The following is a 26,165-nucleotide window of genomic DNA, read 5'->3' on the forward strand; positions in this document are numbered from 1 at the left end:
CGACATGAGTGACCCGGTCCCACGCTCCTTTCAGGCCACATCGTGACCGAAGCCCCGCGAGCCACAAAAGGGCCTCTTTTGCACGGGAGTTGACCGCAGTACCGTCCGCGCATGCCGATACCTGTGCGACGCATGCGCTTCACGACCTGGAGATCGCTCGCGACGGCGGCCACGGCCGCCGCCCTCACGGCCACCTTCCTCACCCCTGCGGTCGCCGGCACCCCGGCCCCCCGGAAGAGTGAACCGGTCTACTCGTACGACAACGCCATCCGCGAGGCCGTCTGGGTGGACACCGGGCTCGACGGCGACCGCGACGGAAAGCCGGATCGTGTCGCTGTCGACATCGTCCGCCCGAGCGAAACCGACCGACGGGGCCGCGAGATCCCCGTGATCATGGACGCCAGCCCGTACTACTCCTGCTGTGGACGCGGCAACGAGAGCCAGCGCAAGACGTACGACGCGAGCGGGAACGTCGTCCGGATGCCGCTGTTCTACGACAACTACTTCGTGCCCCGCGGCTACGCCTTCGTCGCCGTCGACCTCGCCGGAACCAACCGCTCCGACGGCTGTGTGGACGTCGGTGGCCGCTCCGACATCCAGTCCGCCAAGGCCGTCGTCGACTGGCTCAACGGCCGCGGCAGGGCGTACACCACACGCACGGGCAGCACGAGGGCCAAGGCCGGGTGGACCAACGGCAGGACCGGCATGATCGGCAAGAGCTACGACGGCACGATCGCCAACGGCGTGGCCGCCACCGGCGTCGAGGGCCTGGAGACCATCGTCCCGATCGGCGCGATCTCCTCCTGGTACGACTACTACTTCGCCAAGGGCGCCCCGCTCTACAACTCCGGCCCCGACTGGCTGTCCGACCGCGTCGAGAGCCCCGACGCCCGCGCCAGGTGCGGAGCCGTCCAGCAGGAACTCGTCGACGGGGCACCCCGCACCGGCGACCTGACCCCGCTCTGGACCCGGCGCGACCACGTCAAGGACGTCCACAAGATCGACGCCAGCGTCTTCGTCATCCACGGCCAACAGGACCTCAACGTCCGCCCCAAGCACTTCGGCCAGTGGTGGGACGCCCTCGCGAAGCACGGCGTCGAGCGCAAGATCTGGCTCTCCCAGACCGGCCACGTCGATCCGTTCGACTTCCGCCGCGCTCAGTGGGTCGACACCCTGCACCGCTGGTTCGACCACGAACTCCTCGGCTACGACAACGGCGTCGACGACGAGCCCATGGCCGACGTCGAACGCCACCCGAACCAGTGGGAGACGTCCAAGGTCTGGCCGCCGCGTGCCACGAAGGCCACGACCCTCCACCCGGCCGAGGGCAGCGAGCCGGGCGTCGGCACGCTCGGCCTGCGCAAGCGGTCCGGCACCGAGACCTTCACCGACGACCCGGCGCTGAACGAGACCGACTGGGCCGCGTACGTCGACAGGCCCACCCCCGACAAGGCAGGCTTCGTCACGCCGCCGCTGACCGAGGACCTGCGCCTGTCCGGCTCCTCCAAGGTGACCGTCACCGCCACGCCCACCACCTCCACCGCCCACCTCTCGGCGGTCCTCGTGGACCTCGGCCCCGACACCGTCCGTGACTACTCCGCCGCGGGCGAGGGCATCACCACCCTCACCGAGCGCACCTGCTGGGGCCCGAGCACCACCGGCGACAGCTCCTGCTTCCGGGAGACCCGGGCCAGGACGGCCGACGTCGACCACACGATCTTCAGCCGCGGCTGGGCCGACCTCGGCAACCACTCCGGCGGCACCGGAGCCCGGCTCACGCCCGGCACCCCGTACACGATCACCCTCGACCTGCACGCGAGCGACCACGTCGTCCCGGCGGGCCACCGGCTCGCACTGATCATCGCGGGTACCGACGAGGATCTCATCGACCCGCCGTCGAGCACGCCCACGCTGACCATCGACCTCAGGCGGACCTCCGCGAAGGTCCCGCTGGTCGGCGGTGCCGCGGCCTTCCGGAAGGCGATCGCGGGCGCCACCGGCACCCCGGCGGCCTCCGTCCTCGACGGCGTACGCGACCCGAGCCCGGCCGCCCGGATCCCGGGCGGTGCCGCATGAGGGCCCGCATCGCTGCGCTGATCGCCACCGCGCTCGCCGCACCCCTGCTGCCGACGCCCGCGTACGCGACGGACACCACCCCGCCCCGCACCGGATTCGAGCAGTCGGGCGGCGCCCGCTGGACCAGTCAGCCCGAGGAGCAGGAGTTCCTCGCCGCCGTGGACCGGGGAAGCGACCGTGTGTCGATCACTCGTATCGGCACGACCGAGCAGGACCGCCCGCTCCAGCTCGTCCGCATCGGCACCCGCCCCACCACGCGCACGGTCCTCCTCATCTGTAGCCAGCACGGCGACGAGCCCTCGGGCCGCGACGCCTGCCTCACCACGATCCGCGACCTCGCCCACGCCAGGGACAAGCGGACCGAGCGGCTGCTGAGATCCACCACCGTGCTCGTCGTGCCCACGGCCAACCCCGACGGCCGGGCCGCCGACACCCGGGGCAACAGCGACGGCGTCGACATCAACCGCGACCACCTCGCCCTGCGAACGGCCGAGGGGCGGGCACTCGCCGCCGTCGTACGCGACCGCGAACCCGACGTCGTCTACGACCTGCACGAGTACGGCGCCACACCCCTGTACTACGACAAGGACCTCTTCGACCTCTGGCCGCGCAACCTCAACACCGACGCGGCCGTCCACACCGAGGCCCGCAACCTGTCCCTGAACCACGTATGCCCGGCCGCGGGGGCCGCCCGCCACTCGACCGGCACGTACGGCATCTGGACCGATCCGGTCACCGGCGACCCGATCCGCCAGGTCGCGGGCGACGGCCAGGAACGCATCCTGCGGAACATGTCCGGAATCAAGCACTCCGTCGGACTGCTGATCGAGAGCCGCGTGGAACCGCTGACGGCCGGCGTCGAGGAGCCCGCCAACAACCGGCGCAGGGTGAACTCCCAGCTCGCCGCCCTGAAAGGCCTGTTCGGGTTCGCCGGTGAACGCGGCCGGCAGGTCGACCGGGTGACCGGCGCGGCCCGTCTCGCCGGCTTCCGCGACACCGGCCCGGTCTACCTCGGCGGGGCGGACAACGACCCCGCCGAACCCGCCGAGGTGATCCAGGACCCGCCCTGCGGCTACCGGCTCACCGCACGGCAGTACGAGGAGTTCGGGGACGAGCTGGCCCTGCACGGCGTCCGCGTACGGCCCGGGAACGACGCTGACGGCGGCGGTGTCCGCGTACTGCTGCGCCAGAAACTGCGCGCGCTCGTCCCGCTGCTGCTCGACGAGCGGGCGCCGTACCGCCTGACGGTGGGAGAGCCCGACACCACCTGTTGAACAAGAAAGGATCCAGGTCACATGGGGTAGAGGTTTCTGGGCAGGAGAGGGTCAGTTCCAGCCACTCCCGAAAGGTTCCACCTGTGACGCACGACCATCGCACCACCCACCACGGGGGAGGCGCGCTTCCAGGCTCGGAGGCGGGTCTCCCCGGCGGCGGGCGGCCCCGGACGGACCGCGTCGTTTTCGGCGTGACGGCGGCACTCACCCTGGCCTTCGTGCTCTGGGGTGCCATCTGGACGGACTCGCTCGAAACCGCCTCCGGCAAGCTGCTGAGCGGCCTGATCCACAACGGTGGCTGGGCCTTCATGCTGGCCGCCTCCTGTTTCGTCGTCTTCGCCCTCTGGCTCGCGGTCAGCCGCTACGGCCGCATCCACCTCGGGGTCGAGGGCGAGAAGCCCGAGTTCCGCACGGTCTCCTGGGTCGCCATGATGTTCAGCGCCGGCATGGGCATCGGCCTGATGTTCTACGGCGTCAGTGAGCCGCTCGCCCACTACTCCTCGCCTCCGCCGGGCACGAACCCCGAGGGGGCCGGCGAGCGCATGGAGACGGCGATGGCGACCACCCTCTTCCACTGGACGCTGCACCCCTGGGCGATCTACGCGGTGGTGGGCCTCGCCATCGCCTACAGCACGTTCCGCAAGCAGCGCCGCCAGACCATCAGCGCCGTCTTCACCCCGCTGATCGGCGAGAAGCACGCGAACGGCACGGGCGGGCGGGTCATCGACATCCTCGCGATCGTCGCGACGATCTTCGGCTCGGCGGCCTCCCTCGGCCTCGGCGCCCTGCAGATCGGTTCCGGTTTCACGGAGCTGGGCTGGATGAACAAGGTCAGCACGGGCCTGCTGGTCGGCATCATCGCGGTCCTGACCCTGGCCTTCGTCGCCTCCGCCGTATCCGGTGTGGAGAAGGGCATCCAGTGGCTGTCCAACACCAACATGGTGCTGGCCCTGGTGCTGGCGGTCTTCGTCTTCGTGGTCGGCCCGACCATCCTGGTCCTCGACCTCCTGCCCACCTCGGTCTTCGCCTACCTCGGTGACCTGCCCCAGCTCGCGGGCCGCACCGAGGCGTCCGGCGGCGAGGGCGTGGCCGACTGGCTCGGCAGCTGGACCGTCTTCTACTGGGCGTGGTGGATCTCCTGGACGCCCTTCGTCGGCATGTTCATCGCCCGCATCAGCCGCGGCCGCACCATCCGCCAGTTCATCGGCGGCGTCATCCTCGTCCCCAGCTCGGTCAGCCTCGTCTGGTTCGCCGTCTTCGGCGGTACGGCGATGAAGCTGCAGGAGCAGGGCCGCATCGGTGAGGAGGCCACGCCGGAGGGCCAGCTCTTCGCCGTCCTCCACGAGTTCCCCGTCGCCACCGTCTCCAGCCTGCTGGTGATGATCCTCGTCGGCATCTTCTTCGTCTCCGGCGCCGACGCCGCGTCCATCGTCATGGGCACGCTCTCCCAGCGAGGCGCGCTCGAACCCGGCCGCTTCGTCGTCGTCTTCTGGGGTGTCGTCACCGGCGCCGTCGCCGCGATCATGCTCCTCGTCGGCAGCGGCCAGGGCGACGCCCTCACGGGCCTGCAGAACCTCACGATCCTGGCCGCCGCGCCGTTCGTCCTCGTCATGATCGGCATGTGTGTCGCGCTGATGCGCGACCTGCGCCGGGACTCCGTGATCGTCCGTGAGGAGATGGCCTCCGAGGCGGTCGAACTCGCCGTCATCGAGGGCCACAAGCGGTACGACGGCGATTTCGAGATCAGGGTCGGGCCGGGGCAGGGCACGGAGACCGCGGGCGACCCGATCGGCCACCGCGCCGAGTAGGTGGTCGCGAGCGTCGCCGTCGGGGCCGCGGGGAGTCGGCGGCTGCGGGGCCGTCCGTGGCCGGTCACGCAGTTCCCCGCGGGCCCCTGACGGTCATCCGGCAGCGAGTCGTGCTGCCTCTCCCGCGCATCCCCAGGCCACCGTGACCCCGGCCCCACCGTGCCCGTAGTTGTGCACCAGCACCCGCCCGCCCGGCAGGAGTTCCCGCTCCAGACGCACTGCCGGGCGCGCGGGGCGCAACCCCACCCGGTGCTCGATGATCCGCGCCCCCCGGATCTCGGGCCGAACCGCCGCGCACCGCTGCACGATCTTCTCCGCGACCACCGGATCGGGCGTCAACGACCAGGAGTCCTCCTCCGCCGTACCGCCCAGGATCAACCCACCCGGCTGCGGCATGAAGTACGTGCTCTCGGACTCGGCGTGATCCACCGAGGTGAGCCAGGTGGCGACCCCGGGGTTCTCCACGACGACCAACTGCCCCCGCACCGGCCGTACGGAAGGATCCGGCACCAGCTCCCGCGCACCCAGTCCCGTGCAGTTGACGACGACGGGCGCGTCGACCGCCGCGAGGTCCGTGACCGTACGTTCCTCCACCGTCCCGCCCGCAGCGACGAACCGCTCGCGCAGCCACCGCAGATGGACCGGCATGTCGATCAGCGGCAGCCGCGCCCACAGCCCGACCCCCCGGTACTCCTCGGCCGTCGTCGCCCGCAGACCGGCCACCCGCGAGGCCCACGCACCGAGCCCGTCCAGCTCGGTCTCGCCGTGTACGCCCTCGACCATGCGTACGCCCGTCTCGTCGGACCGGGCCGCCAACTCCTCGTACACGGCCAGGGTGACGAGCGCCCATTCGCCGACGAGCTCCTCCGGCTCGATCCGGTAGGGCCACCACAGCCCGCCCGCGACGGCGGACGTCGTCCGCTCCGCGGGCTCCCGTGCCCAGATCCGCACCCGTCGGCCGCTCTCCGCCAGAACGACGGCCGTCGTGAGACCGACGACCCCGCCACCGACCACGATCACATCACTGTTCGATTCATGGGTCACGCAGGGACGTTAACGGAATATGGCATGCCGTGCTCACAAGTCTGTCTTTGTGGGGATACTCACACCATGTCTGCCGAGTACGCGACCTTCGGCCTGGCACCGGCGATGCGAGCCGGTGGCGTCCTCGCCAACGGTGCCTACCAGGTGCACCGGGACTTCGTGGACTTCATCGTCGACGGACGCCCGCTGCTGTTCCAGCTCTCCGACCTCGACGCCGTCTCCCCACTCGCCTCCGACGTCCCGCCCTCGATCTTCACCGCCCAGGTGCGCAGCCTGCTCCTGGAAGCCGACGCACCACTGACACGCGGCCGCTATGTCATCTACGGCTGCCCCGAATGCGCCGACCTCGCCTGCGGAGCCGTCACCGCGGTCATAGAGCGGGACGGCGAGGACTACGTGTGGCGGGACTTCGCCTGGCAGACGGAGGAGGAGGCCGACCTCAAGCTGAACGGCTACACGGGCATCGGTCCTTTCCGGTTCCACGGCCCCGAGTACCGCAGCGCCCTGCAGTCCCTGCTGCGCGAGTCCGCCGCCGAGCCGTCGGCCCGCCGCCGGGTCCTCCTCATCGGTGCCCGTGTCGCCGTCCTCGCCAAACTCGCCGCCGCCCTGCGCGCCATCGGGATCGGCGCCGACATAGCGCACGACGCCACCGGCGTGTCCGCCGAGGAACTGCGCACCTACGGTGTCGTGGCCTTCGGCAGGGCCGTCGGCGAGGCGGACCGCGGCGCCGTTCGGCTGGCCTTCCAGCGCGCGGGGGTCCAGGTCGCGTACGTCGACGGGCTCGCCCCGATCATTCCCCTCCTCGTCGCCCAGATCGAGCACGCCCTCGACCGCAGCCCGACGGAACAGCGCCGCCTCACCCGTCTCGTCGCCGCCGGAGGGCAGGCGGGCATCGAGATCACCTCCACCTGCCGGGTGGAGCTCACCGCCTACCGCCTCGACCGGCTGTACCGCCCCCACACCTACCGCTTCTTCGACGGGATCCTCCCTGCGGGCCAGCACCGCATCGGCCTGGACCCGAAGTCCGTGAAGGGAGAGGCGTTCATCGTGGCCCGCACCTCGGGGACGGTGCTGGTGGAGCCGATGGCGAGGTGAGGGACCACCGCGCCCTTTCAGGGGCGCGGGGAACCGCGCGAACGGGGTCTGGGGCGGAGCCCCAGGGACGGGCAGGGGGGAGGCGGGGGCGAGGAGAAGAACGACACGGGCCACCGGCGGCGGCCCGCTGCACAACGAGGCAGCGGGCGCGGCCGACCCTCGCGGGGGCCCGGAGCCGTGCGGGGCCGGGGGCAGACCGCACGGTGCGGCGGCACTGCCTCGCAGCCGGAGGCCGCCGCGTTCCCGCCTCGGGACGCGGCTGCGACCGCTGGATACGGCTCCGCACCCGACGCGGCTGGGAGCATCCGACCCCCTGTCGTTAGGATCGCCCCCTGTGACCGCCACCCTCGTCGTCAAGAACCTCGCCGCCGGCCACGGCGACCGCTCGCTCTTCTCCGGGCTCGACCTCGTCGTCGCCCCCGGCGATGTGATCGGACTGGTCGGTGCCAATGGCGCCGGCAAGTCCACGCTGCTCCGGCTGCTCGCCGGACTGCTCCCGCCGGAGGAGGGCGAGCTGCGGCTGTCCCCGCCCACGGCGACCGTCGGCCACCTGCCACAGGAGCCGGAGCGCCGGGAGGGCGAGACCGTACGGGAGTTCCTCGCCCGGCGTACGGGTGTGGCGGAGGCCCAGCGGGTGATGGACGAGGCCACCCAGGCGCTGGTGGACGGCGCCCCGGGCGCCGACGACGCCTACTCGGTGAGCCTGGAGCGCTGGCTCGACCTGGGCGGCGCCGACCTCGACGAGCGGGCGGAGGAGGTCGCCGACTCCCTCGGCCTCCGCGTCGACCTGGACCAGCCGATGACCGGCCTCTCCGGCGGTCAGGCCGCCCGCGCCGGACTGGCCTCCCTCCTCCTCTCCCGCTACGACGTCTTCCTCCTCGACGAGCCCACCAACGACCTCGACCTGGACGGCCTGGAACGACTCGAACGCTTCGTCTCCGGCCTGCGCGCGGGCACGGTGGTCGTCAGCCACGACCGCGAGTTCCTCACCCGCACGGTCACCAAGGTCCTCGAACTCGACCTCGCCCAGAACCAGATCAACCTCTACGGCGGCGGCTACGAGGCCTACCTGGAGGAGCGCGAGACGGCCCGTCGGCACGCCCGCGACGACTTCGAGGAGTACGCCGACAAGAAGTCCGCCCTCCAGGACCGCGCCCAGATGCAGCGCTCCTGGATGGACAAGGGCGTCAAGAACGCGCGGCGCAAGGCGAACAACGACAACGACAAGATCGGCCGCAAGTTCCGCAGCGAGGCGAGCGAGAAGCAGGCCGCGAAGGCCCGGCAGACCCAGCGCATGATCGAACGGCTGGACGTCGTCGAGGAGCCGCGCAAGGAGTGGGAGCTGCGGATGGAGATCGCGGCGGCTCCGCGCTCCGGCGCCGTGGTCGCCACGATGCGCGACGCCGAGGTGCGGCGGGGCGACTTCGCGTTCGGGCCCGTGTCCCTGCAGATCGACTGGGCGGACCGCATTGCCATCACGGGCGCGAACGGCGCCGGCAAGTCGACCCTCCTGGGCGCGCTGCTCGGCCGGGTCCCCCTGGACTCGGGCCACGCCGCGCTCGGCTCGGGCGTCCTCGTCGGCGAGGTCGACCAGGCTCGCGGGCTCTTCCTCGGCCCCGAGTCCCTCCTCGACGCCTTCGCCGCGGCCGTCCCCGACACGGAACCCGCCGAAGTCCGCACCCTCCTCGCCAAGTTCGGCCTCAAGTCCACCCACGTCCTACGCCCGGCGGTGACCCTTTCCCCGGGCGAACGCACCCGCGCGGCCCTCGCCCTGCTCCAGGGCCGAGGCGTCAACCTCCTGGTCCTCGACGAGCCCACCAACCACCTGGACCTCCCCGCGATCGAACAGCTGGAATCAGCCCTGGACTCCTACGAGGGCACGCTCCTGCTGGTCACTCATGACCGCCGCATGCTGGACGCGGTACAGGTGACGAGGCGCTTCGCGGTGGAGGCAGGCAAGATGACGGAGAGCTGAGGGCGTCGTCCCGCCCGCGGGTGGGCGGGGGCTGCTCGCGAGGTTCCCTGAAAAGCACGGGCGCAGCCCCTGCTTTTTCAGGGGCGCGGGGAACTGCGCGACCAGCCCCCACCGAACCCGCGGACGGGGGTCGAAGGGGCGCAGCCCCTGGGATGGGACGGGTAGGGGCGGCGGGGGCGAGAAACCCCCGCCGAACCGCTCAGCGCCGCTTCTTGTCCACCAACCCCGCCCGCCGCAACGCATCCGCCATCGCACTGTTCGAAGGCGCCGGCGCAGCAGCCCCCTGCCGAGAACCGCCCCCGCCCCCACGCCCCTGCTGCCGAGGCGGCTGAGCCCCACGTGTCCCCCGCTGAGGCCGGGTCCCCCCACCAGGCTGACCCTGGCCGCCCTGCCCCTTGGGCGCGGCCTCGTCGTCCAACCGCAGCGTCAAAGAGATCCGCTTCCGCGGAATGTCGATGTCGAGAACCTTCACCTTGACGATGTCCCCGGGCTTGACCACGTCACGCGGGTCCTTGACGAACGTCTTGGACAGCGCGGAGACATGCGCCAGCCCGTCCTGGTGGACACCGATGTCGATGAACGCCCCGAAGGCCGCCACGTTCGTCACGACGCCCTCCAGAACCATCCCGGACACCAGGTCGGAGATCTTCTCGACGCCGTCCTTGAACGTGGCCGTCTTGAAGGCGGGCCGAGGGTCACGCCCCGGCTTCTCCAGCTCCTTCAGGATGTCCGACACCGTCGGCAGACCGAACGTCTCGTCCACGAAGTCCCCGGGCCTGAGCGACCGCAGGACCGCCGTGTTCCCGACGAGCGCCGCCACCTCCTGACCGGAGGACTTCACCATCCGCCGTACGACGGGATACGCCTCCGGGTGCACGCTGGACGCGTCAAGCGGGTCGTCGCCGCCCCGGATGCGCAGGAACCCCGCGCACTGCTCGTACGCCTTGGGACCGAGCCGCGCCACACCCTTCAGCTGCGACCGCGACTTGAAGGGACCGTTGGTGTCCCGGTGGGTCACGATGTTCTCGGCGAGCCCGGAGGAGATGCCGGAGACACGGGCCAGCAGCGGGGCGGACGCCGTGTTCACGTCGACGCCGACGCCGTTCACACAGTCCTCGACCACCGCGTCCAGCGAACGCGACAGCTTCACCTCGGACAGGTCGTGCTGGTACTGCCCGACACCGATGGACTTCGGGTCGATCTTCACCAGCTCGGCGAGGGGGTCCTGGAGGCGGCGCGCGATGGAGACGGCGCCGCGCAGCGACACGTCCATGTCCGGCAGCTCCTGCGAGGCGAACGCCGACGCCGAGTACACGGACGCGCCCGCCTCCGACACCATCACCTTGGTGAGCTGCAGCTCCGGGTGCTTGGTGATCAGTTCACCGGCGAGTTTGTCGGTCTCGCGGGAGGCCGTGCCGTTGCCGATGGCGATCAGGTCGACCGTGTGCTCCTTGGCGAGGCGCGCCAGCTTGGCGATGGCCTCGTCCCACTTGTTGGCCGGGACGTGCGGGTAGATCACGTCGGTCGCGACGACCTTGCCGGTCGCGTCCACCACGGCGACCTTCACGCCCGTACGGAAACCGGGGTCGAGGCCGAGCGTCGCCCGGGTGCCGGCGGGGGCGGCGAGGAGCAGGTCGCGCAGGTTCGCCGCGAACACGTTCACCGCCTCGTCCTCGGCGGCCGTCCGCAGCCGCAGCCGCAGGTCGATGCCGAGGTGGACGAGAATCCGGGTCCGCCAGGCCCAGCGGACCGTGTCCGTCAGCCACTTGTCGCCGGGGCGCCCGCGGTCGGCGATCCGGAAACGATGGGCGACGATCCCCTCGTACGAGGAGGGGCCGGGCTGCTCGGAGGGCTCCTCCGGCTCCAGGACGAGATCGAGGACGTCCTCCTTCTCGCCGCGCAGCATCGCCAGGATGCGGTGGGAGGGCAGGTCGGTGAACGGCTCGGTGAAGTCGAAGTAGTCGGCGAACTTGGCGCCCGCCTCCTCCTTGCCGTCCTTCACCTTGGCGGCCAGCCGTCCTCGCACCCACATGCGCTCGCGCAGCTCGCCGATGAGGTCGGCGTCCTCCGAGAACCGCTCGGTGAGGATCGCCCGCGCGCCGTCCAGCGCGGCCTGCGGATCGGCGACGCCCTTGTCGGCGTCCACGAACGCCGCGGCGGCGGCCTGCGGCTCGACGGTCGGGTCGCCGAGCAGGCCCTCGGCCAGCGGCTCCAGGCCCGCCTCGCGGGCGATCTGCGCCTTCGTGCGCCGCTTCGGCTTGAAGGGGAGGTAGATGTCCTCCAGCCGCGCCTTGGTCTCGGCGGCGCGGATCCGGCTCTCGACCTCGGGCGTCAACTTGCCCTGCTCGCGCACGGACTCGAGGATCGCCGCCCGCCGCTCCTCCAGCTCCCGCAGATAGCGCAGCCGCTCCTCGAGCGTGCGCAGCTGCGCGTCGTCGAGCATCTCGGTCGCTTCCTTGCGGTAGCGGGCGATGAAGGGCACGGTCGAACCGCCGTCGAGCAGCTCCACCGCGGCTCTGACCTGCCGCTCCCGTACGCCGAGCTCCTCGGCGATCCTGCCTTCGATGGACCCTACGAGGGGTGTCGTCACGTTCCCGTACCGCCTTCTCCACTGGGGTTGCGCGGCAATTGTGGCAGGTGGCACCGACAGCGGGGGCCCAGGACGTGAGACTCGCGGGGCCGGCCCGGGACGGGCGGGGAGCCGGACGCGTGCTCGCGTCCGGCTCCGAAGGTCCACGGCACGGTCGTACTCAGGCCCGACGGGCCCGCCCTCCGCCGCGCGTCGAACTCGACGCGCCGCCGAAGAGCCGGGCCACGGCCCGGAACGGCAGCGTGACCACCGTCGCGATGGCCCCACCGATCTGCCGCAACACGTCTGCGATGGCACGCAACACGTACTTCCCCTTTCGTCTCCCGGCCGGCTGGGCCAGGAACGATCGGGTACCGCGCCCCGCGCCGTTCATGTCTGAACCGGTTCGGTCAGCGCTTGCCGATCATCCCCGCCGGGAACGCCCCCGCGGAGAGCATGGTCGTCACCAGCCCGGTCATCAGCTCGGTGAGCCGCTCCACCCCGGCCGCGCCCAGGTGCTCGTACGGCGCGAGGTCCAGGCGGTCCGTCGCGTCCTCGATCTCCCTGCGCAGGGCCACGCCCGCCTCCGTCAGTTCGCCCTCGGCGCCGAGCAGCCCGCGCCCGTGGAGCCGGGCGGTCGCGGCGTCCCACTCGTCCCTGGTCCAGCCGCGCGTGCCGACCGCCCACTTCGGCGACATGCCCTTGCCGGTCGCGGTGTGGCTGGCCAGCGCCTCGACCGGGTCGAGGCCCGCGTCGAGGAGCACCGCGAGATGTCCGTCGCCCCGGTGCTCGCGCAGCAGCGTGGTCGCGTGCCAGAGCGCGAGATGCGGGCGCTCGGGTACGGGGAGATCGGCGTGCGCGGCATACAGGGGGCGTGCGGTCCTCACGCACGCCTCGGTGGCGCGGAGTGCCAGCTCCGCAGCCTCGGCGACCTCGTCGGAGGCGATCAGCTCCTCGCCGAGCAGCCGCCGCAGCGTGGCGTCGGCGGTGCGCTCGCGGGCCGCCAGCACCACCGAGGGCGCGGCTGCCTCCCACACGGCGGGAACGTGCTCCGCCACCAGTTCGTGGCGGAAGTTGAAGAACGTCGCCGTCACCACGCCCGCGCCGACCCCGCCCATGGCCGCCGCCCGCACCGCGAAGTACGCGGCCTGCGGGTCCGCCACCCCCACGGCGGCCAGCTCCCGGCCGAGATCCGGCGAGAAGTAGTGCGCGGAGTGGAACGGATTGAGGAGGCTGTGGCAGCGCCGCCCGGCGCGCTCCGGCAGAGGTGAGGTCATGCCCGACATGTTACCGACCGGTTGGTAGGTGAGGGGGGCGGCCCGGCCGCCCACCTGCCCCGGCCGGCCCGGGCGTGGTGGCGCTGCTCTCCGGTGGCAGAAAAGGTGGGGTACTCGTCATTGCGGCCGTCGTCCGACCGCCCAAGAATCGATGACATGCGAACTGTCCTGGTCGTCCTCTTCGACGGCGTGCAGAGCCTTGACGTCACCGGCCCGATGGAGGTCTTCGCCGGCGCCGAACAGCACACACCGGGGACGTACCGCATCAGCACGGCCTCGCTGGACGGCACGCCCGTGCGCGCCTCCAGCGGCCTCACCCTCGTCCCCGACCACACCCTCGCCACCGCACCCGCCCCGCACACGCTGCTCGTCCCGGGCGGCCAGGGCACCCGGAATCCCGCCCCCGAGGTCATCGCCTGGCTGCGCGAACACGGCCCGCGCGCGCAGCGCCTGGTCTCGGTCTGCACCGGCGCGATCCTGCTCGCCGAGGCGGGCCTCCTGGACGGCCGCCGGGCGACCACCCACTGGGCGTACTGCGACACGCTGGCCCGCCACCACCCGGCGATCGAGGTCGATCCGGACCCCATCTTCGTCCGCGACGGGCACGTTGCCACCTCCGCCGGTGTCACCTCCGGCATCGATCTGGCCCTCGCGCTCGTCGAGGAGGACATCGGCCGCGAGGTCGCCCTCGCCATCGCCCGCCACCTCGTCGTCTTCCTGCGCCGCCCGGGGAACCAGGCCCAGTTCAGTGCCCAGCTCGCCGCCCAGACGGCCCGGCGGGAGCCGCTTCGCGAGGTCCAGCAGTGGATCACCGAGCACCCCGGTGACGACCTGAGCGTCGAGCACCTGGCCGCCCGCGCCCGGCTCTCACCCCGCCACTTCGCCCGCGCCTTCCAGGCCGAGACGGGCACGACCCCGGGCCGGTACGTCGACCGCGTCCGCCTCGAACACGCCCGCCGCCTCCTGGAGGACACCACCGACGGAGTCGAGGAGATCTCCCGCACCTGCGGCTACGGCACCTCCGAGGCCATGCGCCGCGCCTTCGTGAAGACCCTCGCCACGTCCCCGGCGGAGTACCGCCGCCGCTTCCGCCCGGCCTCCGCACCCACCCCCTGAAAGGGAACCCATGCAGATCGCCATCGTCCTCTTCGACCGCTTCACCGCTCTCGACGCGGTGGGTCCGTACGAGACCCTCGGCCGTGCGCCGGACGCGGAACTGCTCTTCGTCGCCGAGGAGACCGGCCCGGTCCGTACCGACCAGGGAACCCTGGCGATCACCGCCGACAAGACCCTGGCCGAGGTGCCGAACCCCGACATCGTGATCGTTCCCGGTGGCCCCGGCCAGAGCGCGCAGATGGAGAACGAGGCCCTGCTGGGCTGGCTGCGTACAGCCGACACCACCAGCACCTGGACGACCTCCGTGTGCACCGGCTCCCTGTTGCTCGCCGCCGCGGGCCTTCTGGAGGGCCGCCGCGCCACCTCGCACTGGCTTGCCCTCGACGCGCTGAAGCGGTTCGGCGCGGAGTCGACGGGGGAGCGGGTGGTGTTCGACGGCAAGTACGTCACCGCGGCCGGCGTCTCCTCCGGCATCGACATGGGTCTGACCCTGCTGGGCAGGATCGCGGGCGACGACCACGCCCAGGCGATCCAGCTGGCGACGGAGTACGACCCGCAGCCGCCGTACGACGCGGGCTCACCGGAGAAGGCGCCCGCCCACCTCGTCGAATGGTTCCGCGAGAACAGCCGTCACGTTCTGCGGTGAGTGCAGGGGGAGTTCAGACGCTCCAGGTGAACCGGGGCCGCCTGCGCTCCAGGAACGCGGCGACGCCCTCCGCGGTGTCGCCGCTGCCGCGGGCCTGCTCGGCCCAGTGGGCGTCACGGTCCGTGCGGCCGTTCGCGAACTCCTTGGCCGCCGCCTGCGTCAGCTGGGAGCGCGAGACCAGCACCCGGGTGAACTCCGCAACCCGCTCGGCGAGTTCGCCCACGCGCAGCACCTCGTCCACCAGCCCCGTGCGCAGCGCGCGCTCCGCGTCGATCAACTCGCCGGAGAACAGCAGGTACTTGGCGGTACCCGGCCCGACCAGCGACACCAACCGCCGGGTGGAGGAGGCCGGATAGACGAGCCCCAGCTTCGCGGGGGTGATCCCGAACAGCGCCCCCTCCTCCGCGAACCGCAGATCGCAGGCCGCCGCCAGCTGTGAGCCGCCGCCCACGCAGTGCCCGCGGATCGCGGCGAGGGTCGGCTTCGGGAAGGCGGCGAGTGCATCCTCGGCGAGCCCCGCCAACTTCTGGGCCTCGCCCGGGGACTCCCGTAGCGTGGAGATGTCGGCCCCCGCGCAGAACGTCCCGCCCTCCCCGGTGAGCACCAGAGCCCGTACGCCGGGGTCGGCGGCCAGCCGGTCGAGCAGCGACGGCAGCGCCCGCCACATCCCGGCCGTCATGGCGTTGCGCTTGGCCGGGTGGTGGACGACGACGGTCGCCACCCCGGCGGCGACGGTGTCCAGCAGCTGAGGCTCCATGCACCGGATGCTAGCCACCCCCCGCGCCCATACGATCAAGAAGGGGCCCGTATCCGCGAGGAGGCCCCGCATCCTCGGATCCAGGAAGGCCAGGGACAAGGCCACGCCCACAGCCGAGGGCATCGCCCCCGCGACGGCCGGGACGGGTGTGTACGCCGCCGAGGACGTGGACGCCGAGACCGCCAGGCTCAGCCGGGACTACGGCCGGCTCGCCGTACTCGGTGCGGTCCTGGTGATCGCCGGGCTCGTCGGACTCTGCTACGTGGGGTTCGCCACCCTGACCTCGATGATCCTCTTCGGCTGGCTGCTGCTGATCGGCGGTGCGATCGGTCTGCTGCACGAGGTCCAGGCGCGCGGCACCAACTTCTTCTGGCTCTCAGTCGTGGTCGCGGCCCTGAACATCGCGGCCGGTGCGGTCGTCGTCAAGAGCCCGGAGGCGGCGGCCGAGGCCCTCACCATGTTCGCCGCGCTGCTGTTCCTGACCGGCGGGGTGTTCCGGCTGGTCGGCAGTCTCGTGGTGCGCGGCCCCCAGTTCGGCTGGACGCTCGTCCAGGGTGCCTTCGGTCTCCTCCTCGGCATCCTGGTCCTCGCCTCCTGGCCGAGCAGCAGCAAGTACGTCATCGGTACCTTCTTCTCGCTCGCCCTGCTCTTCGACGGCCTCGGCCTGATCGCCACCGGTTTCGGCGGGCGGCGCGTCGTGGGGCTGGTCACGGAGCGACTCGCGGGGAGTGAGCGGCCGAAGGAGCGGGCGGACGGGTCCGGCGTCAAACCCGTACAACCCGAATAGTTCCGAAAGGGACACGCGCCGAACAGCGACGGTCGCACGGCTGGCCAACCCGCTCTCGAATGATCCGAAAGTCGCCGAAACGCGCTGACTTCTGTTCAGTCCTCCGTGCGCAGCGTTGAGTTACCAACACTCGACTTGTGGTGACAATCGAGCGCAAGGGTGGCGACCGGACAATGGACGACCAAGGGCGCGGGAGCGACCCACGCCCTGCAGGCGGCGGGCACGGACCCGACGGCCCGAAGCCGCCGGAGCCCCTGCCCTACGAAGGGGTCTGGCGGTTCACCGCTGACGCCGTCGACGCCTCGGTGCCGCAGGCGCGGCGCGCCGTCCGGGACCTGCTCGCCCGCCAGGGCGTGCCGATCTCGGACGACCTCGTCCAAGGACTTCTGCTGATCGTCTCCGAGCTGGTGACGAACGCCGTGAAACATGCGGCGCTCCTGTCGCCCACGCTCGCCGTCGAGGTCGCCGTCGGTGCGGAGTGGGTGCGGGTCTCGGTCGAGGACAACCACCCCTACCGCCCGACCGCCCTGGAGACCGACCACGGCCGGCTCGGTGGCCGTGGTCTGCTCCTGGTGCGCGAGATCACGCTGGAGGCGGGCGGGGTCTGCGACGTCGAGCACACGTCGAGCGGCGGCAAGGTGATCTGGTCCGCCCTGCCGCTCAAACCCGCACACCTGCTCCAAGGGTGAGGGAGCGCCGGTATCCGGATCAGCCCACTGATCCGGGGACCGTCACCAGCCCGCGGCCGGGCCCGTCAGCTCTCTGACCGCCGGCCGGGCCGCGTCCAGGACCGTCATGAACCAGGCTGAGAAGGGGTCCTTGGCGTGCCGCTCCGCCAGCTCGGCCGGGGTGACGAACGCGGTGGCCCCGACCTCCTCCGGGTCCGGCCGGAGCGGGGCCTGCAGCAGTCCGACGAACAGATGGTTGAACTCCTGCTCCACCAGGCCCGAGTCCGGGTCCGGGTGGTTGTAGCGGACCGTGCCCGCCTCGCCGAGCAGCGCCGGGGAGACCCCCAGCTCCTCGTGGGTCCGCCGCGCGGCCGCCGCGAAGGGGGACTCGCCCGGGTAGGGGTGCCCGCAGCAGGTGTTCGACCAGACGCCGGGGGAGTGGTACTTGCCGAGGGCGCGCTGCTGGAGCAGCAGCCGCCCGCGCTCGTCGAAGAGGAAGACCGAGAACGCCCTGTGCAGTTGACCGGGCGGCTGATGAGCGGCCAGCTTCTCCGCGGTGCCGATCGTGGTGCCGTCCTCGTCGACCAGCTCCAGCAGGATCGCTTCCATGGTTCCGTTCTGCGAACTCTGCACCGCGGTGGCAGGTGTGATCGGCATGCCCATCCTTCGCCTCGTTCTTCGAGCCTCAAGTTTGCCGCACGACACCGGCTCACCCGGCACTTCGCGCCAACCCGCATGTCCTACCCGCGCACCCCGCCCGAAGACACATGCGGACCGCTTCTCAGACCCCGAAGGCGGCCGGATACCTGATGGTGCCGGGTGACACCGACGCGGAACCGTCCAGCACCAGCGCCATCATCGCCGCGTCCGGAACGTCGAAACCCGGCCGGATGCCGTACTCGGATGCACGTACGAAGCCGAAGCGCGGGTAGTACTCGGGATGCCCCAGGACGAGGACGAGCCGCTCCCCACGCGCGCGTGCCGCCTCCAGTGCCGCGCGTACGACGGCCGCCCCCGCCCCCTGGCGCTGACGGTCCGGCAGCACCGCGACGGGGGCCAGCGCCAGCGCGGGGACCTCGTCCACATGGCAGCGCGTGATCAGTGCGTACGCCACGATCGTGCCGTCCGGCGCCTCGGCCACGTACGACAGCTCCGGCAGCCAGGCCTCGGGGTCCTCGCGGAGCGCGTCGACGAGCCCGGCCTCCGCGTCGGTCTCGAACGCGGCGGCGTTGACGTCGTACACGCCCGTCCGGTCGGCGGACGTCTCCGGTCGCGTGGTCCAGTGGGTCGTCAGTGACAAAGCTTCGCCTCGTGTTCCGCGTGGCCGCTCGGCTCCAGCTGGAAGGTGCAGTGCTCGACGTCGAAGTGGTCGCCGATGCAGCCCTGGAGGTCGTGCAGCACCTTCTCGTGGCCTATGGAGTCCAGCGTGTCGGAGCTGACCACCACATGGGCGGAGAGCACCGGCATGCCGGAGGTGATGGTCCAGGCGTGGAGATCGTGGACGTCCTCCACACCCGGCAGCGCCAGTATGTGCGCTCGTACCTCGGCCATGTCGACGTTCTTCGGCGCCGCCTCCAGCAGGATGTCGAGGGTCTCGCGCAGCAGCTTCACCGTGCGCGGGACGATCATCAGGCCGATGGCCAGCGAGGCGATCGGGTCGGCGGCCTGCCAGCCGGTGAGCAGGATGACCACCGCGGAGATGATCACCGCCAGCGAACCCAGTGCGTCCGCGGCCACCTCCAGGAAGGCACCCCGTACGTTCAGGCTCTCCTTCTGGCCCCGCATCAGCAGGGTCAGCGAGATCATGTTCGCGACCAGACCGATCGCGCCGAACACGACGGTCAGTTCGCCCGCGGTCCCGACCGGTGTGACGAAGCGCTGGACGGCCTCGTACAGCACATAGCCGCCGACGCCGAGCAGCAGCAGACAGTTGGCGAGCGCCGCGAGTATCTCGGCGCGGGCGTAACCGAACGTGCGGTTGCCGGTCGCCGGGCGGTTCGCGAAGTGGATCGCGAGGAGTGCCATGCCGAGGCCCACCGCGTCCGTCGCCATGTGCGCCGCGTCCGCGATGAGCGCCAGCGAATCGGCGAGAACACCGCCGACGATCTCGACCACCATGACGGTGAGCGTGATCGACAGCGCGATCCGCAGCCGTCCGCGGTACGCCGCTGCCGCCGTACCACTGGTCGGCGCGTGATGCGCGTGCCCGTGATCGTGCCCAGCCCCCATGGGGTCCGCCTTTCAAACGCGTCCGTGTGTTCGGCTCCGGATCACAGTGAACTACGGGTGGGGGGTACCCGGCAACGCGGCACTGAACACCGTTGTCATGTGCTCTGACCTGCGGAAACGATATGCAGGTCAGAGCGTTGTCATGATCGGGGGCGGGTCAGAGGCCCCGGTGCAGCCGCCAGCCGGCCCAGGCCGACTCGACCATCTCGCGTACCTCCCGCCGGGCCACCCAGCCGAGCTCCCGTTCGGCCCGCGCCGCCGAGGCGACGGCGCGTGGCGCGTCTCCGGGCCGGCGCGGCTCGACGAGGGCGGGCCGGTGGTCGCCGGTCACCTCGCCGACGAGGTCGATGAGTTGGCGGACCGAAACGCCCTCGCCGCGGCCGATGTTCACGGTCAGGTCGCCCGTGGCGCCGCCGGTGAGGCGTCGGGCCGCCGCGAGGTGCGCGTCGGCGAGGTCGGCGACATGGATGTAGTCCCGGACGCAGGTGCCGTCAGGGGTCGGGTAGTCGTCGCCGAAGATCCGCGGGGCGTCGTCGCGGGTCAGGCGGTCGAAGACCATCGGGATGACGTTGAAGACGCCCGTGTCGGCCAGGGCCGGGTCGGCGGCGCCCGCCACGTTGAAGTAACGCAGGCACACGGTCGCGATGCCGTGCGCCCGGCCCGCCGCCCGGACCAGCCATTCACCGGCGAGCTTGGTCTCGCCGTACGGGTTCACCGGGGCACACGGGGTGTCCTCGGTGATGAGGTCCACGTCCGGGTTGCCGTAGACGGCGGCGGAGGAGGAGAAGAGGAAGCGCTCGACCCCGGCTCCTGCCGCCGCCTCCAGGAGGGTGGCGAGAGCGCCGACGTTCTCCTGGTAGTAGCGGGTGGGCTGGGCGACGGACTCGCCGACCTGCTTGCGGGCGGCGAGGTGGACCACACCGGTCACGGCGTGCTCGGTGAGGACGCGTTTGAGGAGGTCGCCGTCCAGGGCGGAGCCGTGGATCAAGGGGATGCGCTCGGGGAGGCGGCCGCGGACCCCTGAGGAGAGGTCGTCCAGTGCGATGACCTGTTCGCCGGCGTCGGTCATGACCTTCGCCACGTGTGCGCCGATGTAGCCCGCCCCGCCTGTGATCAGCCATGTCATGCGGTCAACCTTATGCGGGGTGCGCTTGTGCCCATTCGCTGTGGAGGGTGTGCAGGGTTGGCGGACGCGGGTGCCATCGTGGCTGGTCGCACGCCCGCCGCGCAGCCGCGGACGGCACAGTCCCGCGCCCCTTCGGGGACGCGGCATGCGGCCTCCGGCAGAGGAACGAGGCCACCCCTTGGCCCCCTATCAACCGATATACGCACCGGAGTTTGTGGCGTAACCCCCGCATCCCCGATGATGATCGCGGCGGAGGGCCGACGGCGTGGTCAGTTCGAACCGATCAAGCCGTGAACGGGCGGTGAACGTCTGCTTCTCTTCATCCGATAACCTCTGCCGACACGCCGCCGGCCCCCAGGGTCAGGGCGCCTCCACCACGTACATGTCCGGCGCGGTCGCGTCGGCACCCAGGGAGTGAGTTCCTCTGTCGACCGCCATCCTCACCGGTCAGCCGGTGCCCGGATCGTCGCTGGAGGGCGATCTGCGGTCGCTCGGCTTCGACGTGCGGGTCGCCTCCGACACCGGTGACGTCGAGACGCTCCTCGCGACGGTGCCCGCGGACCAGCGGGTCGCGATCGTCGACACACGGTTCGTGGGCCATGTGCACGCCCTGCGCCTGGGACTCACCGACCCCCGCTTCGAGGCCGCCGCCCTGCCGGGCGCCGTGACCGTCCAGGCCGCCGCCCGCCGAGAACTGACCCGGGCGCTGGCCCGCGAGAGCTCCACCGCGAGCGGCAGCACCGCCGTAGCCGTCGACAGCGTCGCCGACCAGGTCGCCGCCGCCCTCGACGCGGACGGTGTCACCCCGTACCGGCCCGAACTCGGCACCCTGGTCGCCGTCGTCCCCACCGACCCGCAGGCCCGCAACGAGGCCCGCCAGGCGGTCGACGCCGTCGACGACGAGGCCGTACGGCTGCGCACGGCGGTGAAGTCCCGCGACGGTTTCTTCACGACGTACTGCATCAGCCCTTACTCCCGCTACATCGCCCGCTGGTGCGCCCGCCGGGGCCTGACCCCGAACCAGGTCACCACGGCCTCGCTGCTCACCGCCCTGATCGCGGCGGGCTGCGCGGCCACCGGCACCCGCGGTGGCTTCGTCGCGGCCGGCCTGCTGCTGATCTTCTCCTTCGTCCTCGACTGCACCGACGGCCAGCTGGCCCGCTACTCGCTGCAGTACTCCACGCTCGGTGCCTGGCTCGACGCCACCTTCGACCGCGCCAAGGAGTACGCCTACTACGCGGGTCTCGCCCTCGGCGCCGCCCGAGGCGGTGGCAGTGACGATGTATGGGCGCTCGCCCTCGGCGCGATGGTCCTGCAGACCTGCCGCCACGTCGTCGACTTCTCCTTCAACGAGGCGAACCACGACGCCACCGCCAACACCAGCCCCACCGCCGCCCTTTCGGACAGGCTCGACAGCGTCGGCTGGACGGTCTGGGTGCGGCGCGTCATCGTCCTGCCGATCGGCGAGCGCTGGGCCATGATCGCCGTCCTCACGGCGCTCACCACTCCTCGGATCACCTTCTACGCGCTGCTCATCGGCTGCGCCCTCGCCGCGACCTACACCACCGCCGGCCGCGTGCTGCGCTCGTTGACGCGCAAGGCACGGCGGACGGACCGGGCGGCGCGGGCGCTGGCGGAGTTGGCGGACTCGGGGCCGCTCGCCGAAGCGGCGGCGCTGCCCCTCCGCCGTACCGGCGCCAAGGCGGACGGGACGACGGCCAAGTCCGTCTCTCGGCTGTTGGGCGCGGCAGGCGCAGTCGTCCTCCTGCTGTTCTGGACCTGGCAGGAGCCCTACGGCAGTTGGCTGCCCGTCCTCTTCGCGGGGATCTACGTCCTCAACGCCGGTGCCACCGTCGCCCAGCCCCTCAAGGGCCCCCTCGACTGGCTGATCCCCCCGCTGTTCCGCGCCGCCGAATACGGCACGGTTCTGGTACTGGCGGTCAAAGCCGATGTGAACGGAGCCCTTCCCGCGGCTTTCGGGCTGGTGGCCGCGGTCGCCTACCATCACTACGACACGGTGTACCGCATCCGCGGTGACGCCGGCGCGCCGCCCCAGTGGCTGGTGCGGGCCATCGGCGGGCACGAAGGCAGGACCCTGCTGGTCACCGTCCTGGCCGCGCTGCTCGCGCCCACAGAGTTCAAGGTCGCGCTCACGGCTCTCGCCGTGGCCGTGGCGCTGCTGGTGCTCGTCGAGAGCATCCGCTTCTGGGTGACCGCCCATAAAACAGGCGCACCCGCCGTACACGATGAAGGAGAACCCGCATGATCGGCCTCGTGCTGGCGGCCGGCGCCGGACGGCGTCTTCGCCCCTACACCGACACCCTCCCCAAGGCGCTGGTACCGGTCGGACCCGAGGGCGACGAAGAGAGCCTCACGGTTCTCGACCTCACCCTCGGCAACTTCGCCGAGATCGGCCTGACCGAGGTCGCGATCATCGTCGGGTACCGCAAGGAGGCGGTGTACGAGCGCCGCGAGGCGCTGGAGCAGAAGTACGGCGTCAAGATCACTCTGATCGACAACGACAAGGCCGAGGAGTGGAACAACGCCTACTCCCTGTGGTGCGGCCGTGACGCCATCAAGCACTCGGTGATCCTCGCCAACGGCGACACGGTGCACCCGGTCTCCGTCGAGAAGACGCTGCTCGCCGCCCGCGGCGACGGCAAGAAGATCATCCTCGCCCTCGACACGGTGAAGTCCCTCGCCGACGAGGAGATGAAGGTCGTCGTCGGCCCCGAGGGCTCCATGACGAAGATCACCAAGCTGATGGACCCGGCCGAGGCGACCGGTGAGTACATCGGCGTCACCCTCATCGAGGGCGAGGCCGCCGACGAGCTGGCCGACGCCCTGAAGACGGTCTTCGAGACGGACCCGCAGCAGTTCTACGAGCACGGCTACCAGGAGCTCGTGAACCGCGGCTTCCGCATCGACGTCGCGCCCATCGGTGACGTCAAGTGGGTCGAGATCGACAACCACGACGACCTCGCCAAGGGACGTGAGATCGCGTGCCAGTACTGACGAGGCTCATCCCCTCGCCGGTGGTCGTGGACATCCGTCCCGGCGCGCTCGATGATCTGGCGGCGATCCTGTCGGACCAGCGCATCGCGCCGTCGGGCCGGCTGGCCTTCGCGATCAGCGCCGGCTCCGGCGCGGCGCTGCGCGAGCGGTTCGCCCCCGCGTTTCCGGAGGCGGACTGGTTCTCCGACGCCGACGGGACCATCGACGGCGCGGTGCGGCTCGCCGACTCGATCAAGAAGGGCGGTCACTACGACGCCGTGGTCGGGCTCGGCGGCGGCAAGGTCATCGACTGCGCCAAGTACGCGGCCGCCCGGGTCGGCCTGCCGCTGGTCGCCGTGGCCACGAACCTCGCCAACGACGGTCTGTGCTCGCCGGTCGCCACCCTCGACAACGACGCGGGCCGCGGCTCGTACGGTGTGCCGAACCCGATCGGGATCGTCATCGACCTCGATGTCATCCGTGAGGCCCCGGTGCGCTTCGTGCGGGCCGGCATCGGCGATGTGATCTGCAAGATCTCCGCCGTGGCCGACTGGGAGCTGGCCAGCCGGGAGACCGGCGAGAAGGTGGACGGCCTGGCCGCCGCCATGGCCCGCCAGGCCGCCGAGGCGGTCCTGCGCCACCCCGGTGGGGTCGGCGACGACGAGTTCCTGACGACCCTCTCCGAGTCCCTCGTCCTGTGCGGGATCTCGATGTCGGTGGCCGGCGACAGCCGGCCCGCCTCGGGCGCCTGCCACGAGATCAGCCACGCGTTCGACCTCAGCTTCCCCAAGCGCAACGCCCTGCACGGCGAACAGTGCGGTCTCGGCGGCGCGTTCGCCACGTTCCTGCGTGGCAACCACGAGGTCGCGGGCCAGATGGTCGAGGTTCTGCGCCACCACGGGCTGCCCGTCCTCCCGGGCGAGATCGGCTTCACCGTGGACGAGTTCGTCCAGGTCGTGGAGTTCGCCCCGCAGACCAGGCCGGGCCGCTACACCATCCTCGAGCACCTCGAACTGAGCACCGACCAGATCAAGGACGCATACGCCGACTATGCCAAAGCCATCGGTAGCTGAACTCCGCCCGGTCGTTCACCCCCCGGGGGTGAAGGACCGGCGGAGCGGTGAGCACTGGGCCGGCCGGCTCTACATGCGCGAGATCTCGCTGCGCATAGACCGGCACCTGGTGAACACCCGGGTCACGCCCAACCAGCTGACCTACCTGATGACCGTCTTCGGCGTCCTCGCCGCCCCGGCCCTGCTGGTGCCGGGCATCCCGGGCGCCGTCCTCGGTGTGCTGATGGTCCAGCTCTACCTGCTGTTCGACTGCGTCGACGGCGAGATCGCCCGCTGGCGCAAGCAGTACTCGATGGCCGGCATCTACGTGGACCGGGTCGGCGCCTACCTGTGCGACGCGGCCGTGCTCGTCGGCTTCGGTCTGCGCGCCGCCGACCTGTGGGGCACCGGCCGGATCGACTGGCTGTGGGCATTCCTCGGCACCCTTGCCGCCCTCGGCGCCATCCTGATCAAGGCCGAGACGGACCTTGTCGGGGTCGCCCGGCACCAGCAGGGCAAGCCGCCGGTCCAGGAGTCGGCCGCCGAGCCGCGTTCCTCCGGCATGGCGCTGGCCCGCAGGGCCGCCGCCGCCCTGAAGTTCCACCGGCTCATCCTCGGCGTCGAGGCCTCCCTGCTGATCCTGGTCTTCGCCGTTCTGGACCAGGCCCGGGGCGACCTCTTCTTCTCCCGGCTCGGCGTCGCCGTACTCGCCGGCATCGCGCTGCTCCAGACCCTGCTGCACCTGGTGTCCATCCTGGCCTCCAGCAGGTTGAAGTGAGCGGCGGCATGAAGGTCGGCGCGGTGATCATCACCATGGGCAACCGCCCCGACGAACTCCGCGCCCTCCTCGACTCGGTCGCCAAGCAGGAGGGCGACCGGGTCGAGGCGGTCGTCGTCGGCAACGGCTCGCCCGTCCCCGACGTCCCCGAGGGCGTACGGACGGTCGAGCTGCCCGAGAACCTCGGTATCCCCGGGGGCCGCAACATAGGCATAGAGGCCTTCGGCCCCAGCGGCCGGGACGTCGACGTCCTCCTCTTCCTCGACGACGACGGCCTGCTCGCGCACCACGACACCGCCGAACTCTGCCGCCGGGCCTTCGACGCCGACCCGAAGCTCGGCATCGTCAGCTTCCGGATCGCCGACCCGGACAGCGGCGAGACCCAGCGGCGCCACGTGCCCCGGCTGCGGGCCGCCGACCCGATGCGCTCCTCCCGGGTCACCACCTTCCTCGGCGGCGCCAACGCCGTACGCACCGCCGTCTTCGCCGAAGTCGGCGGCCTCCCGGACGAGTTCTTCTACGCGCACGAGGAGACCGACCTGGCCTGGCGGGCCCTCGACGCGGGCTGGATGATCGACTACCGGTCCGACATGGTGCTGTACCACCCCACGACCGCCCCCTCCCGGCACGCGGTCTACCACCGCATGGTCGCGCGCAACCGCGTCTGGCTCGCGCGCCGCAACCTCCCCGCCCCGCTCGTCCCGGTCTACCTGGGCGTCTGGCTGCTGCTGACCCTGCTCCGCAAGCCCTCCGGCCCGGCCTTGAAGGCCTGGTTCGGCGGCTTCAAGGAGGGCTGGACGAGCCCCTGCGGCCCCCGCAGGCCCATGAAGTGGCGTACGGTGTGGCGGCTGACCCGGCTGGGCCGACCTCCCGTCATCTGACACGCTCGAAATC

The 26,165-nt window shown here is 71.3% G+C and carries 23 protein-coding genes; 14 read left to right on the forward strand and 9 right to left on the reverse strand.

Features of this window, described 5'->3' with window-relative positions:
* Positions 1–111: 111 nt before the first annotated feature.
* The 3 genes from OG858_RS38380 to OG858_RS38390 all read left to right on the forward strand — a co-directional run bounded on the left by OG858_RS38380 (position 112) and on the right by OG858_RS38390 (position 5,158).
* Positions 112–2,076 carry a Xaa-Pro dipeptidyl-peptidase gene (locus OG858_RS38380; protein ID WP_086749254.1) on the forward strand — a complete coding sequence of 655 codons (1,965 nt, stop codon included), beginning with the start codon at positions 112–114 and terminating at the stop codon, positions 2,074–2,076.
* Positions 2,073–3,350: a M14 family metallopeptidase gene (locus tag OG858_RS38385; RefSeq protein WP_328543988.1), complete on the forward strand. Its 1,278-nt coding sequence runs from the start codon at positions 2,073–2,075 to the stop codon at positions 3,348–3,350. The genes OG858_RS38380 and OG858_RS38385 overlap by 4 nt, the downstream gene beginning before the upstream one ends.
* Before the next feature lie 83 nt (positions 3,351–3,433).
* Positions 3,434–5,158 carry a BCCT family transporter gene (locus tag OG858_RS38390; RefSeq protein WP_319068313.1) on the forward strand — a complete coding sequence of 575 codons (1,725 nt, stop codon included), beginning with the start codon at positions 3,434–3,436 and terminating at the stop codon, positions 5,156–5,158.
* A 93-nt stretch (positions 5,159–5,251) separates the two neighbouring features.
* Here the strand turns inward: OG858_RS38390 and OG858_RS38395 are convergent, their stop codons facing one another.
* The gene (locus OG858_RS38395) at positions 5,252–6,202 is read right to left on the reverse strand and encodes an FAD-dependent oxidoreductase (protein ID WP_319068311.1); all 951 of its coding nucleotides are present in this window, start codon (positions 6,200–6,202) and stop codon (positions 5,252–5,254) included.
* Between the two features lie 66 nt (positions 6,203–6,268).
* Between OG858_RS38395 and OG858_RS38400 the strand changes: the two genes are divergently transcribed.
* Positions 6,269–7,297, forward strand: a complete 1,029-nt coding sequence (locus OG858_RS38400; RefSeq protein ID WP_086749250.1) for an oxidoreductase — start codon at positions 6,269–6,271, stop codon at positions 7,295–7,297.
* 334 nt (positions 7,298–7,631) lie between these two features.
* Positions 7,632–9,272 (forward strand): ABC-F family ATP-binding cassette domain-containing protein, encoded by a 1,641-nt coding sequence (locus OG858_RS38405; RefSeq protein WP_086749249.1) that lies wholly within the window; start codon positions 7,632–7,634, stop codon positions 9,270–9,272.
* A 199-nt stretch (positions 9,273–9,471) separates the two neighbouring features.
* Here the strand turns inward: OG858_RS38405 and OG858_RS38410 are convergent, their stop codons facing one another.
* The 3 genes from OG858_RS38410 to OG858_RS38420 form a co-directional block, all read right to left on the reverse strand.
* Entirely contained in the window at positions 9,472–11,862 is a 2,391-nt protein-coding gene (locus OG858_RS38410) for a Tex family protein (RefSeq protein WP_328543987.1), read from the reverse strand.
* 160 nt (positions 11,863–12,022) lie between these two features.
* The gene (locus OG858_RS38415; RefSeq protein ID WP_256960241.1) at positions 12,023–12,166 is read right to left on the reverse strand and encodes an LPFR motif small protein; all 144 of its coding nucleotides are present in this window, start codon (positions 12,164–12,166) and stop codon (positions 12,023–12,025) included.
* A gap of 85 nt (positions 12,167–12,251) precedes the next feature.
* Complete coding sequence (locus OG858_RS38420) at positions 12,252–13,118, reverse strand: SCO6745 family protein (protein WP_319068310.1); 867 nt, start codon at positions 13,116–13,118, stop codon at positions 12,252–12,254.
* A gap of 156 nt (positions 13,119–13,274) precedes the next feature.
* Here OG858_RS38420 and OG858_RS38425 point away from each other — a divergent pair, with 156 nt between their 5' ends.
* Both OG858_RS38425 and OG858_RS38430 read left to right on the forward strand, forming a co-directional pair.
* Positions 13,275–14,234, forward strand: a complete 960-nt coding sequence (locus OG858_RS38425; protein WP_328543986.1) for a GlxA family transcriptional regulator — start codon at positions 13,275–13,277, stop codon at positions 14,232–14,234.
* A gap of 10 nt (positions 14,235–14,244) precedes the next feature.
* Positions 14,245–14,880: a DJ-1/PfpI family protein gene (locus OG858_RS38430; RefSeq protein ID WP_086749754.1), complete on the forward strand. Its 636-nt coding sequence runs from the start codon at positions 14,245–14,247 to the stop codon at positions 14,878–14,880.
* Positions 14,881–14,893: 13 nt separating this feature from the next.
* Here OG858_RS38430 and OG858_RS38435 read toward each other — a convergent pair whose 3' ends face one another.
* Complete coding sequence (locus OG858_RS38435) at positions 14,894–15,637, reverse strand: enoyl-CoA hydratase/isomerase family protein (RefSeq protein WP_327748188.1); 744 nt, start codon at positions 15,635–15,637, stop codon at positions 14,894–14,896.
* 148 nt (positions 15,638–15,785) lie between these two features.
* On the opposite strand from OG858_RS38435, the gene OG858_RS38440 reads away from it, so the two are divergent.
* A complete protein-coding gene (locus OG858_RS38440; RefSeq protein WP_408059504.1) occupies positions 15,786–16,424 on the forward strand; it encodes an HdeD family acid-resistance protein in 639 nt (212 codons plus the stop codon).
* Positions 16,425–16,597: 173 nt separating this feature from the next.
* Positions 16,598–17,113, forward strand: coding sequence for an ATP-binding protein (locus tag OG858_RS38445; protein WP_086746893.1), 516 nt, complete (start codon positions 16,598–16,600; stop codon positions 17,111–17,113).
* A 42-nt stretch (positions 17,114–17,155) separates the two neighbouring features.
* Here OG858_RS38445 and idi read toward each other — a convergent pair whose 3' ends face one another.
* The 4 genes from idi to galE all read right to left on the reverse strand — a co-directional run bounded on the left by idi (position 17,156) and on the right by galE (position 20,447).
* Positions 17,156–17,749: an isopentenyl-diphosphate Delta-isomerase gene (idi, locus tag OG858_RS38450; protein ID WP_086746905.1), complete on the reverse strand. Its 594-nt coding sequence runs from the start codon at positions 17,747–17,749 to the stop codon at positions 17,156–17,158.
* A gap of 124 nt (positions 17,750–17,873) precedes the next feature.
* Positions 17,874–18,392 (reverse strand): GNAT family N-acetyltransferase, encoded by a 519-nt coding sequence (locus OG858_RS38455; protein WP_086746894.1) that lies wholly within the window; start codon positions 18,390–18,392, stop codon positions 17,874–17,876.
* Positions 18,383–19,321, reverse strand: coding sequence for a cation diffusion facilitator family transporter (locus tag OG858_RS38460; protein ID WP_086746895.1), 939 nt, complete (start codon positions 19,319–19,321; stop codon positions 18,383–18,385). Before OG858_RS38460 ends, OG858_RS38455 begins: the two co-directional genes overlap by 10 nt.
* 157 nt (positions 19,322–19,478) lie before the next feature.
* The gene (galE, locus tag OG858_RS38465; RefSeq protein ID WP_319068304.1) at positions 19,479–20,447 is read right to left on the reverse strand and encodes a UDP-glucose 4-epimerase GalE; all 969 of its coding nucleotides are present in this window, start codon (positions 20,445–20,447) and stop codon (positions 19,479–19,481) included.
* A gap of 424 nt (positions 20,448–20,871) precedes the next feature.
* Between galE and OG858_RS38470 the strand changes: the two genes are divergently transcribed.
* From OG858_RS38470 to OG858_RS38490, 5 genes are read left to right on the forward strand one after another with little or no spacing between them, the layout of a single operon-like run.
* Positions 20,872–22,713: a DUF5941 domain-containing protein gene (locus OG858_RS38470; RefSeq protein ID WP_086746897.1), complete on the forward strand. Its 1,842-nt coding sequence runs from the start codon at positions 20,872–20,874 to the stop codon at positions 22,711–22,713.
* Positions 22,710–23,462 carry a phosphocholine cytidylyltransferase family protein gene (locus OG858_RS38475; RefSeq protein WP_046706041.1) on the forward strand — a complete coding sequence of 251 codons (753 nt, stop codon included), beginning with the start codon at positions 22,710–22,712 and terminating at the stop codon, positions 23,460–23,462. Before OG858_RS38470 ends, OG858_RS38475 begins: the two co-directional genes overlap by 4 nt.
* The gene (locus tag OG858_RS38480; protein ID WP_086746898.1) at positions 23,450–24,514 is read left to right on the forward strand and encodes an iron-containing alcohol dehydrogenase family protein; all 1,065 of its coding nucleotides are present in this window, start codon (positions 23,450–23,452) and stop codon (positions 24,512–24,514) included. The genes OG858_RS38475 and OG858_RS38480 overlap by 13 nt, the downstream gene beginning before the upstream one ends.
* A 28-nt stretch (positions 24,515–24,542) precedes the next feature.
* Complete coding sequence (locus OG858_RS38485; RefSeq protein ID WP_037704113.1) at positions 24,543–25,271, forward strand: CDP-alcohol phosphatidyltransferase family protein; 729 nt, start codon at positions 24,543–24,545, stop codon at positions 25,269–25,271.
* Positions 25,272–25,279: 8 nt separating this feature from the next.
* Entirely contained in the window at positions 25,280–26,152 is an 873-nt protein-coding gene (locus OG858_RS38490; RefSeq protein ID WP_373420776.1) for a glycosyltransferase family 2 protein, read from the forward strand.
* The last annotated feature ends 13 nt before the right edge of the window (positions 26,153–26,165 follow it).

Source organism: Streptomyces europaeiscabiei, assembly GCF_036346855.1.
Taxonomy (GTDB): Bacteria; Actinomycetota; Actinomycetes; order Streptomycetales; family Streptomycetaceae; genus Streptomyces; species Streptomyces europaeiscabiei.

What these genes read in the sequence shown, in the direction of transcription:
- OG858_RS38400 (WP_086749250.1), top strand. Translation starts at nt 6,269, where the DNA reads ATGTCTGCCGAGTACGCGACCTTCGGCCTGGCACCGGCGATGCGAGCC.
- OG858_RS38435 (WP_327748188.1), bottom strand. Translation starts at nt 15,637, where the DNA reads ATGGAGCCTCAGCTGCTGGACACCGTCGCCGCCGGGGTGGCGACCGTC.
- galE (WP_319068304.1), bottom strand. Translation starts at nt 20,447, where the DNA reads ATGACATGGCTGATCACAGGCGGGGCGGGCTACATCGGCGCACACGTG.
- OG858_RS38490 (WP_373420776.1), top strand. Translation starts at nt 25,280, where the DNA reads ATGAAGGTCGGCGCGGTGATCATCACCATGGGCAACCGCCCCGACGAA.
- OG858_RS38385 (WP_328543988.1), top strand. Translation starts at nt 2,073, where the DNA reads ATGAGGGCCCGCATCGCTGCGCTGATCGCCACCGCGCTCGCCGCACCC.
- OG858_RS38460 (WP_086746895.1), bottom strand. Translation starts at nt 19,321, where the DNA reads ATGGGGGCTGGGCACGATCACGGGCACGCGCATCACGCGCCGACCAGT.
- OG858_RS38380 (WP_086749254.1), top strand. Translation starts at nt 112, where the DNA reads ATGCCGATACCTGTGCGACGCATGCGCTTCACGACCTGGAGATCGCTC.
- OG858_RS38475 (WP_046706041.1), top strand. Translation starts at nt 22,710, where the DNA reads ATGATCGGCCTCGTGCTGGCGGCCGGCGCCGGACGGCGTCTTCGCCCC.
- OG858_RS38425 (WP_328543986.1), top strand. Translation starts at nt 13,275, where the DNA reads ATGCGAACTGTCCTGGTCGTCCTCTTCGACGGCGTGCAGAGCCTTGAC.
- OG858_RS38430 (WP_086749754.1), top strand. Translation starts at nt 14,245, where the DNA reads ATGCAGATCGCCATCGTCCTCTTCGACCGCTTCACCGCTCTCGACGCG.
- OG858_RS38445 (WP_086746893.1), top strand. Translation starts at nt 16,598, where the DNA reads ATGGACGACCAAGGGCGCGGGAGCGACCCACGCCCTGCAGGCGGCGGG.
- OG858_RS38420 (WP_319068310.1), bottom strand. Translation starts at nt 13,118, where the DNA reads ATGACCTCACCTCTGCCGGAGCGCGCCGGGCGGCGCTGCCACAGCCTC.
- idi (WP_086746905.1), bottom strand. Translation starts at nt 17,749, where the DNA reads ATGCCGATCACACCTGCCACCGCGGTGCAGAGTTCGCAGAACGGAACC.